We start from the raw sequence: 14,281 nt of genomic DNA on the forward strand, positions 1-14,281 counted from the left end.
ATTGCATAGCTAATCAGGGCAAAGTACAAACTGCACAATCTTGCCAATGCAGTGCCTATATGCAAAGCATATGATAATTTATATTGAATGCAACGCTTTGATAAAAACAATGACTCAACACTTCCCCACTTTGCCTGAGCAAGTGCCTGCACGCGGCTCAGCCTTCAGCAAACAGCTTTTTAAGAAGCTGTTCTTGGCGCAGGGCTGGAGCTTTGAAGGCAACTTTCCAAACCTGCCCAAAGCGGTTGCGATTATTTCACCGCATACCTCCAATATCGATGCTTGGCATGGTTTTACCGCCCTGCTTGGACTAGGCATTCAAATTACCATTTTCGGCAAGCACACTTTATTTGAAACACCGTTAAAGCCCTTATTGGAATGGATTGGCGTGATTCCTGTAGACCGCGGCAATGCGCAGGGCCTGACCAAGCAAATTTCCGATATTATTCAGGCCAAAGACAAAATATGGATTGGCATGGCGCCTGAAGGCACCCGCAAGCAGGCCGAAAAAATCAAAAGCGGCTTTTATTATATTGCCTACGAAGCTCAAATCCCGATTGTGATGTTTTCTTTTGATTATGAACATAAAATTATTCACTGCTTAGGCGTCTTTCAGCCTACAGGCAATTATGAACAGGACTTAGAACAGATTTTACAGCTGTACGAAGGCAAATTTTCTCCAAAAAATCCAGATTGGCTGGCTAAGCCGTTACAAAAGCGATGGAAAAAGCGCTAGTAAAATGTGCATTTTTTTGCTGAGATGTGCGCATATTTGAGCAGATCATCATCTAATTATATTATGAAAATATTGCATTATTCCGCGATTGGCATATTGGCGCTGAGCCTTGCAGGCTGTGACAAAGCCATCAACACACCCGCCAAGACTACACCAATCAAAGCGCGTGAGCCTGTGATTGCCATTGCGCTGGGCGGCGGCGGCGCCAAAGGCTTTTCCCATATTGGCGTGTTAAAAGTGCTGGAATCGCACGGCATTAAACCGAAAATTGTGACAGGCACCAGCGCCGGCAGTTTTGTGGGCAGCCTCTATGCCAGCGGTAAAACACCATATCAGATGCAGCAGATTGCTTTGGGCTTTAAAGAATCCGATATCCGTGATTTAACCTTAAACCGCCAAGGCGTGATTTTAGGTCAAAAATTGCAAGACTACGTCAACAAAAATGTCGGAAACAAGCCGATTGAAAAATTTCCAATCCGCTTTGCTGCAGTTGCCACCCGCTTGGATACTGGCCGTAAAGCAGATTTTATTAAAGGCAATGCAGGTCAAGCCGTCCGTGCATCTTGCAGTATCCCCAATGTCTTTGTTCCAGCCACCATTGGCGGCTTAAAATATGTCGATGGCGGCTTAGTCAGTCCTATTCCTGTTAAAACAGCCAAAGATATGGGTGCAGATATCGTCATCGCTGTGGATATTTCTGCACGCCCAGACAGCAGCAAAGCGCTGAATATGTTTGGCGTACTGGATCAAACCCTGAATATTATGGGGCAGCAAAGCATTAATGAAGAGCTGAACCAAGCCAGCATTGTGATTCAGCCCAAAGTAGGCCATATCGGCACGCTGGATTTGAAATCCAGCAATGCAACGATTTTAGAAGGCGAAAAAGCCGCGCAGCTGAAAATACGTTCTATTCAAAAAGCCATTGCTGATTTTAAAGCATCACCTGCTGCCTTAAAGCTGGCACCTGCTTCTAAATTTTAAAGATGAGTAATTTTTTAAATATTCAAAAACATATTCATCTGCTACATTGATATAGATGCTTAAGATATAAAGGCGTCGCCATCTATATCAATTTAACTCGATCAATTCACTCTAATCTTTAGAGCAATACACGGGCAGATGTATGGAATTTGTTTTAGAACCTTGGCACTGGTTTGTATTGGGCGTTTTACTGATTCTTTCAGAATTGCTATTGCCCGCATTTGCCGCACTGTGGTTTGGCATCGGCGCCATCATGGTCGGTATTTTATATTTTCTATTTCCAATGATGGGCACTACGACCCAATTTGTCACATGGATCATCCTATCCATTTTATGCACGGTCGCTTGGTTTAAATTTATCAAGCCGCTGTCTACCGACAAAACCCAAGCGGGCCTTTCCCGTGAAGCGACCATTGGACAAGTGGGCATGGTCATTCAAACCAATTTAGAGCACGATCAAATTAAAGTCCGTTTTCCAATGCCTGTATTGGGTTCAGATGAATGGAACTGCCGCACACTGTCCCCTGTTCAAGTCGGTGACCGCGTCCGTGTGGTCGACATTTTAGGCAATGATCTGGTTGTGCAATTGCACAGCGCAGCGAATCAAATTGCAAACAGTCAAACCAACAACGAAAAAAGTGAGTAAATAACATGAGCGCAGCTACGATTATTGTCTTTGCCCTGCTGGCCTTCGTTGCCGTAACCATTTTTAAGGGTGTGCGAATTGTGCCGCAAGGCTATAAATGGATTGTGCAGCGTTTAGGCAAATACCACACCACCTTGGGCCCCGGTTTGAATTTCGTCATTCCTTATGTCGATGAAGTGGCTTATAAAGTCACCACCAAAGATATTGTGCTGGATATTCCATCTCAAGAAGTGATTACCCGCGACAATGCTGTGCTGCTGATGAATGCTGTGGCTTATATTAACCTGACCACGCCTGAAAAAGCCGTCTATGGTATTGAAAACTACACATGGGCCATCCAGAACTTAGTGCAGACTGCGCTGCGTTCAATTGTCGGTGAAATGGATCTAGATGATGCATTGTCTTCTCGCGATCATATCAAGGCAAAACTGAAAGCCGGTATTTCTGATGATATTTCTGACTGGGGCATCACCTTAAAAACTGTAGAAATTCAAGATATTAAACCATCTCACACCATGCAGGCGGCAATGGAAGAACAGGCTGCTGCAGAACGTCAGCGCCGTGCGACCGTAACCAAAGCAGATGGTGAAAAACAGGCTGCGATTTTAGAAGCGGATGGCCGTTTAGAAGCGTCCCGCCGTGATGCAGAAGCGCAAGTGGTACTGGCTGAAGCATCGCAAAAAGCCATTGAAATGGTGACATCTGCGGTGGGTGATAAAGAAATTCCAGTGGCTTACCTGCTGGGTGAGCAATATGTAAAAGCCATGCAGGATATGGCGAAGTCGAATAATTCAAAAACTGTGGTCTTGCCTGCAGATATTATGAATACCATTCGCGGTGTCATGGGCCGTAATTAATAATACGCCCCCTTTCCTATCGAGATGTCTGACATCTTTTGAAATACATAATAGACAGCGCTAGCGCTGTCTATTTTTATTTAAACCAATAAAAATTCTGCAAAATTTGTTTATTTGTGGTTAAATTTCGCGTTAATTTTTGAAATCTCCTGAATTGATGGCAGTTCATTTGCCCTCAATTGGCTCTCCTATTGCTGTCAATTCATATTTCGATCTGCTGTCCAACTCGAAAATGGATATTGTATGAGCTCCCTCAATCCAACGTTAATTACGTTTTTATTTTATATCGCCGCCATGATCGCGATTGGTCTGATGGCCTACCGCGCTACGTCGAATTTTTCTGACTACATTTTAGGCGGCCGCCGTTTGGGCAGCTTTGTAACGGCGCTTTCTGCAGGCGCGTCCGACATGAGCGGCTGGCTTTTGATGGGTTTGCCTGGCGCAATTTATCTGTCTGGCCTTTCAGAAATGTGGATTGCCATTGGCCTGATCATTGGCGCTTGGCTTAACTGGCTGCTGGTTGCAGGCCGCCTGCGCGTGCATACCGAAGTGCAGCACAATGCGCTGACTTTGCCAGATTATTTTGCCAACCGCTTTAATGATCAAAAGAAAATTTTGCGTGTGGTTTCAGCCATTGTCATTCTTGTGTTTTTTGCCATTTACTGTGCCTCTGGCATGGTGGCAGGCGCGCGCTTGTTCGAAAGCATGTTTGACATGTCTTACAGCACAGCCCTGTGGATCAGTGCCATTGCCACCATCAGCTATGTATTTATTGGCGGATTCCTTGCAGTCAGCTGGACCGATACCATTCAAGCAGGACTGATGATTTTTGCGCTGCTGCTGACGCCAATCGTCGCCATTCTGTCCTTTTCAGATCTATCGCAAATTACAATCGCGCTCGATGCTGCCCGCCCGCAAGCCACCGATATTTTTGGCAATCTCAGCTTTATTGCCATTATGTCTTTATTGGCATGGGGCTTAGGCTATTTTGGACAGCCGCATATTCTGGTGCGCTTTATGGCTGCAGATTCTGTGAAATCTATTCCAAATGCACGCCGCATTGGTATGGCATGGATGACACTTTGCTTAGGCGGTGCAGTTGCGGCAGGTTTCTTCGGGATTGCTTATTTCCAACAGCATCCAGAACTGGCAGGCGTAGTGAATGCAAACCCTGAAACAGTCTTTATGGAGCTCACAAAAATTCTGTTTAACCCATGGGTTGCAGGGATTGTCTTAGCCGCGATTTTAGCCGCGGTGATGAGTACGCTTAGCTGTCAGCTGCTGGTCTGCTCAAGCACTTTAACCGAAGATTTTTACAAGTCATTCTTACGTAAAAATGCCTCGCAAAAAGAATTGGTGTGGGTTGGCCGTTTAATGGTACTGCTGATTGCCCTGCTGGCAATTTGGATGGCGGGCAACCCTGAATCAAAAGTGCTCGGCTTAGTGGCCTATGCATGGGCAGGTTTTGGCGCAGCATTCGGTCCACTGATTATTCTGTCTTTGTTCTGGAAACGCATGACTTTAAACGGTGCATTGGCAGGCATGATCGTCGGTGCTGTGATGGTTATTCTATGGAAAAATGTCTGGGGCGATACTGGCGTGTATGAAATCATTCCCGGCTTTATCTGTTCATTCATTGCCATTATTGCTGTAAGCCTAATGGGTAAAGCACCTGGTAAAGAAATTACCGACCGCTTTGATGAAGCACAGCGTATTTATAATGAAAGCAAATAATCCGATCTTTTCAGATTGATAAATAAAAAGAGGCCTATACAGGCCTCTTTTTTCAATTAAAAGCATACTCGATACGGAAAATGCTAGCGCTAAAGCCGTATCTGTTTAGCTTTTTCGTGACAGCAAAAATTGCGTGATCTGCGTCAATTGTGCTGCATCTTCACCAAAGTACGCCAGCGCATTCATGGCTTGATTATGCAATTCCTGCGCATAGGCTTTGGCTTGCTCTAAACCAATCAATGCTGGATAGGTCGATTTTTCAACTTGCTGATCTTTTCCGGCAGTTTTGCCGAGCACTTCAGTATCAGAAATAATATCTAAAATATCATCCTGAACTTGGAAAGCTAAACCAATGGCTTGACCATATTCACGCAGTTTTGGAATGGCTTGATCTGTACCCGAAAAAAGGGTTACCGCAGCCATCATAATCGCCGCTGTAATCAACGCGCCGGTTTTATTGCGGTGAATATTTTCCAAAGCTTCTTGCGAAATATGCTTGCCTTCCGCCTGCAAATCCAGCACTTGCCCATTGACCATTTTTGAAGAAGCTGTCGCTAAAATCTGCATTTGCTTTAATACAATAGACGCTTCTACTGCAGGCCCCTGATCAAACAGGCGGCTGCCCAAAATCTCAAAAGCCATGGACTGCAGAATATCCCCTGCCAGCAAAGCAGTATCTTCACCAAAAGCAGCATGGCAGGTCGGCTGACCGCGGCGCAGCAGGTCATTGTCCATACATGGCAAATCATCATGCGCCAATGAATAGCAATGGATAAACTCAATGGCAACCGCAGCGCGGCGTACCGCAGCCGCATTTGGATTCTGTTTTAAGGCGCCTGTCGCAAAGCATAGTGCTGGACGCACTCGTTTTCCGCCTAGCATAACGGCGTGATGCACTGCGCCTTTTAACGGTTCTGGAATGGCAAAAGCATCCAGTGCAGTCAGTAAATCCTGCTGAATGCGGTTCTGTGCTTCTGTCAGTGCATGAGCCTGCACATCAGTTAAAGACGACACGTTCACCTCAATTTTATTATCTATGCGGTATGACAAACTGGCGCTGCATAGAGCCTGAACAATTCGGCCTGCAGCTTTTCTGGCTTGTTGCATGATACTGCTTTTGCCCTGCTTTCTCTATCTCGAAACTGCATTGTTGAAACTTAAATTGATCACCCATGGTTATTCGTACAGAAGATCCGACAATTAAGCTCAGATCATGATTCAAATCTGAAGAGAAAATACCGCTGTGGATGATGCATCGATGATTTTTATTTTATCAATACCAAATACTATTCAAAAATGAGTAAGGTTGAATTAAGCACTTTTCCTATCACAAAAAAACTGCCATTAAGCCTATAAAATTCATCCATAAAATAAGCCCCTAGAAAGGGGCTTTAGAATTAATCGCTTCTGAATATTGTGGCAAACTATTTCACAGTGCAGAACGCTGTCTATGCAATGAATTACTATTCGTTCAATGCATCTTGCGGAATGCGAACCCAGCCTTCCATCAATACACGTGCGCTGCGGCTCATCACGGCTTTTTTCACGGCCCATTGTCCATTTTCATAGACCGCTTGCGCACCTACACGTAAAGTTCCAGACGGATGACCAAAACGCACAGCTTCACGTTCTCCGCCGCCAGCAGCCAAATTGACCAAAGTACCTGGAATGGCCGCTGCTGTTCCAATCGCCACCGCTGCTGTACCCATCATGGCATGATGCAGTTTCCCCATCGACAAAGCGCGTACCAATAAATCTGTATCTTGCTCTGTAATATCTTTACCGCTCGAAGACACATAGGCTTTGGGCTTAGAAACAAAGGCAATTTTAGGCGTATGCTGGCGTTTTTCCGCTTCGGAAATATCTTGGATGAGGCCCATGTGCTTTGCGCCATAGGCACGGATTTTTTCAAAACGCGCTAAAGCAGCTGCATCACCATTAATCACATCTTGCAGTTCCGTACCTTCGTAGCCAATATCTTCTGCATTTAAGAAAATGGTCGGAATACCCGCATTTATAAAAGTAGCTTGAAATTCGCCCACATCAGGCACAGATAAAGTATCAACCACATTGCCCGTTGGGAACATTGCCCCGCCATCTTCACCATCATCTGCCGGATCTAAGAATTCAATCTGCACTTCAGCTGCAGGGAACGTCACACCATCCAGTTCAAAATCACCTGTTTCCTGCACTTGACCCTGGGTCACTGGCACATGCGCAATAATGGATTTTTGAATATTGGCCTGCCAGATATGCACTGTGCAAATGCCGTTTTCTGGAATTTTTGCGGCATCCACTAAGCCATTTGAAATGGCAAATGCGCCTACGGCTGCAGTTAAATTGCCGCAATTTCCGCTCCAATCGACAAAAGCGCTGTCAATGGATACCTGTCCAAATAAATAATCCACATCATGATGCGGCTGCGCGCTTTTATCTAAAATCACCGTTTTGCTGGTACTTGAAGTAGCGCCGCCCATGCCGTCAATTTGCTTGCCATAAGGGTCTGGACTGCCAATGACACGCAGCAGCAGCTGATCGCGAATTGCGCCTGCCTTTTGCGCCGCTTCCGGCAAATCACTCAATTTAAAGAACACACCCTTACTGGTGCCGCCACGCATATAGGTTGCTGGAATTTTAATTTGTGGTGCAAACGGCATATTGTTGAATCCTTATTTATCATTGTACTGCGCAATATCTTTCCGATATTGATCACGCATTATCATAGCGGCTTTTGATAAAAATACATTAGCCGCATGACTTAAGTATAAAAAAACAGCATTTGTGCGTTAACCATCAAGCAGACATATTTTATTTTTATAAATCAAATAAAATTAATCTATTGATTCATTTATTATTTATTGCATAAAAATAGATAAATAATACTTATGAAATTGATAATTATTTTTCATATTTTTTGAGCTACTAGGCTATTTCATCTTGATCTATTACAATCCAAATCACATATTCACTGTCGGGCTGAAATAACTTGAATAAAGAGTCTTCTCAACTTCAGCGTGGCTTAAAAAACCGTCATATTCAATTGATAGCCATGGGTGGCGCAATTGGAACAGGCTTATTTTTAGGTTCCGCACATGTGATTGAATCTGCCGGCCCATCCATTATTTTGGGTTACGCAATTGGCGGTTTAATTGCTTTTCTAATCATGCGTCAACTTGGGGAAATGATTGTTGAGGAACCTGTAGCAGGTTCTTTCAGTCATTTTGCAAACAAATATTGGGGCAAATTTGCAGGTTTTCTTGCAGGCTGGAACTATTGGATTTTATATGTTCTCGTCGCTATGACTGAACTGACTGCCGTCGCAAAATACATCAATTACTGGTGGCCTCATATTCCAGCATGGGCATCTGTACTAACTTTTTTTGTCATTATTACCTTAGTCAATTTAGGCAATGTAAAGTTTTATGGCGAATCAGAGTTTTGGCTATCTATTGTCAAAGTAACCGCTGTTGTATCCATGATCATTTTCGGTATTTATCTGTTGGCGACAGCAGGTGCTGACTCTACAGCTTCATTCAGTAACTTATGGACGCATGGCGGCTTCTTCCCGCATGGTTTTGAAGGCCTATTTTACATGCTTGCCTTCTTAATGTTTGCCTTTGGCGGTATTGAACTGATTGGTATGGCTGCAGCAGAAGCTGATAATCCGCAAAAATCAATTCCTAAAGCGATCAACCAAGTTGTGTTCCGTATCCTCATTTTCTATGTAGGTTCATTGACAATTTTGTTATCACTTGTGCCTTGGAATGAATTGCATTTGGGCGGTCTGGATAAGAGCCCATTTGTCATGATTTTCAGTCAATTGGGTATTGGCTGGGCAGCGCATTTGCTTAACTTTATTATTTTGACTGCGGCACTTTCTGTGTATAACAGCGGCATGTATGCCAATAGCCGTATGCTGTTCGGTTTAGCGCAGCAAGGCAATGCACCTAAAGTGTTTAGCAAAACCAATAAGCAAGGCGTACCCATTCCAGCAGTTTTATTTTCGGCATTGCTGATTTTCGGCTGTGTGCTGCTGAACTATTTTGCACCGGAAGATGCGCTCAGCAACTTAATTTACATTGTGGTCGGCGCTTTGGTATTGAACTGGGCAATGATCAGCTTAACGCACCTTCAATTTAAGAAGGCTATGAAACGCGAAGCGAAAGCATCACTATTCCCTGCGCTTTGGTCTCCATTCAGCAATTACCTTGTACTTGCCTTCATTGCTGTTGTGCTTTACATCATGTGGACACAAGGTTTAAGCGGTGCGGTGATTATGATCCCTATTTGGATCGTGCTTATGTTTATTCTGTTCAAGCTTTTGTATAGAAAAGCATAAAATTTCTTCATTTTTAAAAAAGTTATTGTTTATGCAATAACTTTTTTTTTGCCCGAAATTGGAGTAAATTAACTGCGCTTTTGCGCCTTTAGCTTAACTGGATAGAGCAGTTGCCTCCTAAGCGACCGACGTGGGTTCGAGTCCCTCAAGGCGCACCACTTTCAACATTGTGATGTATTTAACACTTATTCATTTTACAAATCACATTTTTTCATTTTTTTTTGACTACTCAGATATTTTTTTATCACTAATTTAAATATTACAAAACATAGCCTTATGGTTTTTTTTAAAAAATAATTAGTATTAATACTCTAATTTGCTTCTTTTTTAAACTAATTTTTCTTGTAGAGCATTTACTCTTATTTAATTTGTGATATTTTTGTCACATGGAGTAACAAATAAGCATGTAGGAAGCCTAAAAACTTCCGAGCCAGTATCAGCTTAAACTCAAAATAAAATGCAGTAACTTAATTTTGCACACCAAGGAAAGACAAAGAATGAAATTAAAAAAGCTCTCAACAGCCTTAATTCTTGCAACACTGCCAACGACTGGCGTATTTGCAGCAGCCCTAGATCGTTCTGGTCAATCAATTGCTGCATTTTTGCAGCCAGGTAACTATTTTGAAGCTGGTATCTCAGTATTAGATCCAACTGTTTCAGGAACAACTGTAGCAGCTCTAGGCAATCAAAATACTGGTGATATGGCTGGTGACTACTACTTCCCTTCAGCGGCTTTAAAACTACAACTTACTGATAACTTTTCATTTGGATTAATTTACGACCAGCCTTTTGGTGCTGATGCTGAATACACTCAATCAGTAGCATTTACTAACGCACAAGGCAATACGAATGTCGAAGTAGACACACAAAACTTGTCTATGATTTTTGGCTACCAACCAACTGAGAATTGGAATGTTTACGCGGGCCCTGTTTATCAAACGGTAAAAGGTAAAGTCGCTTTACGTGGAGCTGCTTACAGTGTATTAGGTGGTGTTCCTGCAGCAGGCATTGGCGGTTATGATGCAAATATTGGCGAAGATGGTGCGGTAGGCTGGTTAGCTGGTTTTGCATACCAAATTCCTGAAATTGCATTAAAAGCTTCATTAACTTACCGTTCTGAAGTTGAACATAAAATGAATGTGGCTGAAAATATTGTTTCACCTGCTCAAATGACTGCAATTGGACAACCAGCTTTCGGTCTTTTATTGCCAAATGGCTATAGCAATGGCGAAACTGAAATCACAACACCTCAATCAGTTAATTTAGATCTTCAAACAGGTATTATGGCAAATACTGTTGCCTTTGCTAATTTACGTTGGGTAAATTGGAAAGACTTCGGTATTCGTCCAGATAAATTTGGACAATTTACTGAAGTAGCAACAGCAAACCCAGCAACTGGTAAGCTTGGTAAAGGTTTCGATCTTGTTTCTTATACAGATGATCAAATCTCAGCAACTGTCGGTGTCGGCCGTAAACTAAATGAACAATGGGCTGGTAACGTATCTGTAGGATATGACACTGGCGCTGGTAACCCTGTATCGACCCTTGGTCCAACAGAAGGTTACTGGAACGTTGGTTTAGGTCTACAGTTTAGCCCTGCTCCAAACTATTTCATTGCTGGCGGTGTGAAATATTTCATGTTAGGTGATGCAAAAGCACAATCTGCAGCTAAATTTGGCACCTCAGCATATGATGCAGAATTTGAAGATAACGATGCTTGGGCTTATGGCTTGAAAATCGGTTACAAATTCTAATCTGTAAAAGTAAAAGAAGATCATAGTTCGCTATGATCTTCTTTTTTATTATTTAATTAATCAATTGTTTTAAAAACATTCAATTAAATTTGCAGACTTTTATAATAAAAAATAAAACTTTTACTCTAATTTTCTATTTAAAAATCATTAATATACATACGTTTTCTTAGTACAATTACTCTAAGCAAGCACAATATTCAAACTTTTCAGTTCACTTTCCATACGCCACTGAGCATTTACTCTTTTTATTTTTATGTTACTTTTCCTGCGTTTTTTACATAAAGCTACAATCAGGGAATGTTTTAATGAAACAAACCACACTTCGCACAGCTATTTTGCTCTGCCTTCTTCCATCGACATCTATTTTTGCCGCAGGCTTAGACCGCTCAGGCCAATCGATTTCTGCATTTTTACAGCCAGGCAACTATGCTGAAGCAGGAATTACAGTTATTGATCCAACTGTAAAAGGTCAAGCAATTCCGGCTCTTGGCGGTGAAAAAATTGGTGATATGGCTGAAGATTACTACTTCCCATCTGCAGCGATTAAAGTACAAGCAACAGATAAAGTTTCACTTGGCTTAATTTATGATCAACCATTTGGTGCAGACTCTAGTTATGCAAAGAGCTCAAAAACATTTGGTCAACTTAACCCATTAGAACAAACGTTTGAAGGCACAACGGTTGAAGTTAAAACTGAGAGCTTAACGGCTTTAATCGGTTATCAACCAAATGCAAACTGGAATTTATATGCAGGTCCAGTATGGCAAACTGTAGAAGCTGATATTGCGCTTCGTGGTAATGGCTATGGTAACTCTGGCTATAATATTAATGTAGAAACTGAAGAAGCTTATGGCTGGTTAGCTGGTTTTGCATACCAAATTCCTGAAATTGCCTTAAAAGCTGCTGTAACTTATCGCTCTGAAATCAAACACGAAGCAACTGCAAATGAAGCTTTTGCCTTTGGTACACGCCCAGCAGCAGCATTGGGAATTTCTCCAGAAGTAGATGCGACCACACCACAGTCAGTCAATATTGACCTGCAAACAGGTATTGCAGCAAATACCGTAGCCTTTGCTAATATTCGCTGGGTACATTGGAGCCAATTTGCTGTAACACCTAAATTCTTAAAAATGGTGTCAGGCAGCAACTTAATCGACTATTCTGATGACCAGTGGTCTGCTAATGTCGGTTTAGGCCGTAAATTCAGTGAAAAATGGTCTGGCTCAGCTTTAGTAAGTTACGATTCTGGTGCTGGTAACCCTGTGACTACACTTGGGCCAACTGAAGGCTATTGGGGTGTAGGTTTAGGCGCTCAATATAGCCCAGCTGAAAACTACTTCATTCAAACTGGTGTGCGCTACATGTGGTTAGGTGATGCTGATGCTAAAGCTGGTCCAAATGAAGTTGCTAAATTTGAAGACAATACTGCTCTTGCATACGGCATGAAAATCGGATACCGCTTCTAATTTTTCTAAAAAATTAAGGCTGTAAAAAGGGCGCCATTGGCGCCCTTCTCTTTTAGCTTAATAAATTTTAAATATTATGCAGGAATATTACGTACTGAAGAATTACGGATTGCTTCTTTCAATGCTTCATAGCCCTGAATAGGCGGGAATTGCGGAAATTCTGCAATCACATTTTCAGGCGCATCAAATAAGAAACCATGATCGGCTTCGCCCAGCATCGTTGTATCATTATAAGAATCACCTGCCGCAATTACACGGAAATTCAACCCGTGAAGCGCTTTAACCGCCTGACGTTTTTGATCTGGCTGACGCAGTTTGTAATCGGTAATCATGCCATTTTCATCAGTTTCTAATTTATGGCAAAAAATAGTCGGCCAATCCAATTGTTTCATCAATGGATGTGCAAACTCATAGAACGTATCAGACAAAATAATCAGCTGGAAATGCGTACTCACCCATTTCACAAATTCTTTTGCACCTGGGAATGGCCCCATATCTGCAATTACATCTTGAATATCATTCAGACCAAGTCCATGCTCTTTTAAAATATTCAAACGCTGAGTCATCAACACATCGTAGTCTGGAATATCACGTGTCGTTGCTTCCAACTCTTTAATTCCAGTTTTTTTAGCGAAATTAATCCAGATTTCTGGAACTAACACACCTTCAAGATCTAGACATACGATTTCCATGGGTTCTCCCAAATGTCACTGTGGTAAAAAGTTATTAAAAATTCCATCTATCATATCCGAATTTTATGTATAACGGCTTGAGTTTATTAATTCTATTTTTTTCATATCAATCTAATTTTTATTAATAAGTCATGCTTAGCATTTCTATTAAAATACTTGTGAAATAAATTAATATAGGCTTAATGTTTCCAAGCCTATCGCCAGGACAATCATGACAACAATCCCAACGATCGATATTGTAGATGCGCTTGCAGCTGAATATGCAGATAAATCTCCAAACGAAATTATTGAACTTGCACTGAGCCAAGAAGGCGAAATTGCCATTTCTTTTTCTGGCGCAGAAGATGTAGTGCTGATTGATATGGCATCGCACTTAGGCAAGCCTTTTCGCGTATTCAGTTTAGATACTGGCCGCTTGCATGCCGAAACTTATCAATTTATTGATGCAGTACGCAAACACTATAATATTGATATTGAAATTTGCTTCCCAGAAACTGAAGCCGTGCAAAAGCTGGTCACTGAAAAAGGCTTTTTCAGCTTCTATCAAGATGACCACAAAGAATGCTGCGGTATTCGTAAAGTCCAGCCTTTACGCAAGAAATTAGCAACTTTAGATGGCTGGATTACAGGGCAACGTAAAGATCAAAGCCCAGGCACCCGCAACGAAATTCCAGTGGTTCAAGCCGATCCCGGTTTTTCTGGCCCAGGCAAGCAATTGATTAAATATAATCCTTTAGCGAACTGGTCGAGTGCAGATGTTTGGAATTATATCCGCTTGATGGAAATTCCCTATAATCCGCTGCATGAGCGCGGCTTTACCTCGATTGGCTGTGAACCATGCACACGCCCTGTTCTGCCAAATCAGCACGAACGTGAAGGCCGCTGGTGGTGGGAAGATGCAACGCATAAAGAATGCGGCCTGCATGCTGGAAATATGAAAAAATAATCCAGTTTAAACCACTGCCCTGCAGTGGTTTTTTTTCAACTTATTGATACACATAAAGCAGTTTTATTCTGACAGAAAACAGCTATACTTCCTCTGTCATTTATAATTCTAACAAGGCTGCTCATACAGG

Annotated in this window: 12 protein-coding genes and 1 tRNA gene; 10 read left to right on the forward strand and 3 right to left on the reverse strand. The window is 42.2% G+C overall.

Annotated features, from left to right (window positions below):
• The first annotated feature begins 109 nt into the window (after positions 1–109).
• From B9T34_RS01735 to putP, 5 genes are all read left to right on the forward strand, one after another.
• Positions 110–736 (forward strand): 1-acyl-sn-glycerol-3-phosphate acyltransferase, encoded by a 627-nt coding sequence (locus B9T34_RS01735; RefSeq protein ID WP_086211649.1) that lies wholly within the window; start codon positions 110–112, stop codon positions 734–736.
• A 63-nt stretch (positions 737–799) separates the two neighbouring features.
• Positions 800–1,717 carry a patatin-like phospholipase family protein gene (locus B9T34_RS01740; protein WP_086211426.1) on the forward strand — a complete coding sequence of 306 codons (918 nt, stop codon included), beginning with the start codon at positions 800–802 and terminating at the stop codon, positions 1,715–1,717.
• Between the two features lie 142 nt (positions 1,718–1,859).
• Positions 1,860–2,363, forward strand: coding sequence for an NfeD family protein (locus B9T34_RS01745; RefSeq protein ID WP_086211427.1), 504 nt, complete (start codon positions 1,860–1,862; stop codon positions 2,361–2,363).
• 5 nt (positions 2,364–2,368) lie between these two features.
• The gene (locus B9T34_RS01750) at positions 2,369–3,220 is read left to right on the forward strand and encodes an SPFH domain-containing protein (protein WP_086211428.1); all 852 of its coding nucleotides are present in this window, start codon (positions 2,369–2,371) and stop codon (positions 3,218–3,220) included.
• Positions 3,221–3,463: 243 nt separating this feature from the next.
• Positions 3,464–4,954 carry a sodium/proline symporter PutP gene (gene putP / locus B9T34_RS01755; protein WP_086211429.1) on the forward strand — a complete coding sequence of 497 codons (1,491 nt, stop codon included), beginning with the start codon at positions 3,464–3,466 and terminating at the stop codon, positions 4,952–4,954.
• Positions 4,955–5,059: 105 nt separating this feature from the next.
• Here putP and B9T34_RS01760 read toward each other — a convergent pair whose 3' ends face one another.
• Both B9T34_RS01760 and prpF read right to left on the reverse strand, forming a co-directional pair.
• The gene (locus B9T34_RS01760; RefSeq protein ID WP_086211650.1) at positions 5,060–5,968 is read right to left on the reverse strand and encodes a polyprenyl synthetase family protein; all 909 of its coding nucleotides are present in this window, start codon (positions 5,966–5,968) and stop codon (positions 5,060–5,062) included.
• Positions 5,969–6,417: 449 nt separating this feature from the next.
• Positions 6,418–7,611, reverse strand: coding sequence for a 2-methylaconitate cis-trans isomerase PrpF (prpF, locus tag B9T34_RS01765; RefSeq protein ID WP_086211430.1), 1,194 nt, complete (start codon positions 7,609–7,611; stop codon positions 6,418–6,420).
• Positions 7,612–7,940: 329 nt separating this feature from the next.
• Here prpF and B9T34_RS01770 point away from each other — a divergent pair, with 329 nt between their 5' ends.
• The 4 genes from B9T34_RS01770 (at position 7,941) to B9T34_RS01785 (ending at position 12,513) form a co-directional block, all read left to right on the forward strand.
• Complete coding sequence (locus B9T34_RS01770) at positions 7,941–9,293, forward strand: amino acid permease (protein WP_086211431.1); 1,353 nt, start codon at positions 7,941–7,943, stop codon at positions 9,291–9,293.
• 82 nt (positions 9,294–9,375) lie between these two features.
• A tRNA-Arg gene (locus tag B9T34_RS01775) sits at positions 9,376–9,451 on the forward strand.
• 339 nt (positions 9,452–9,790) lie between these two features.
• Positions 9,791–11,047: an OmpP1/FadL family transporter gene (locus B9T34_RS01780; RefSeq protein ID WP_086211432.1), complete on the forward strand. Its 1,257-nt coding sequence runs from the start codon at positions 9,791–9,793 to the stop codon at positions 11,045–11,047.
• 305 nt (positions 11,048–11,352) lie between these two features.
• Positions 11,353–12,513 (forward strand): OmpP1/FadL family transporter, encoded by a 1,161-nt coding sequence (locus B9T34_RS01785; RefSeq protein ID WP_086211433.1) that lies wholly within the window; start codon positions 11,353–11,355, stop codon positions 12,511–12,513.
• 74 nt (positions 12,514–12,587) lie between these two features.
• Here the strand turns inward: B9T34_RS01785 and thrH are convergent, their stop codons facing one another.
• Entirely contained in the window at positions 12,588–13,205 is a 618-nt protein-coding gene (gene thrH, locus B9T34_RS01790) for a bifunctional phosphoserine phosphatase/homoserine phosphotransferase ThrH (RefSeq protein ID WP_086211434.1), read from the reverse strand.
• Positions 13,206–13,416: 211 nt separating this feature from the next.
• On the opposite strand from thrH, the gene B9T34_RS01795 reads away from it, so the two are divergent.
• The gene (locus B9T34_RS01795; protein ID WP_086211435.1) at positions 13,417–14,151 is read left to right on the forward strand and encodes a phosphoadenylyl-sulfate reductase; all 735 of its coding nucleotides are present in this window, start codon (positions 13,417–13,419) and stop codon (positions 14,149–14,151) included.
• Positions 14,152–14,281: the final 130 nt, after the last annotated feature.

It is taken from the genome of Acinetobacter sp. ANC 3813, assembly GCF_002135435.1.
Taxonomy (GTDB): domain Bacteria; phylum Pseudomonadota; class Gammaproteobacteria; order Pseudomonadales; family Moraxellaceae; genus Acinetobacter.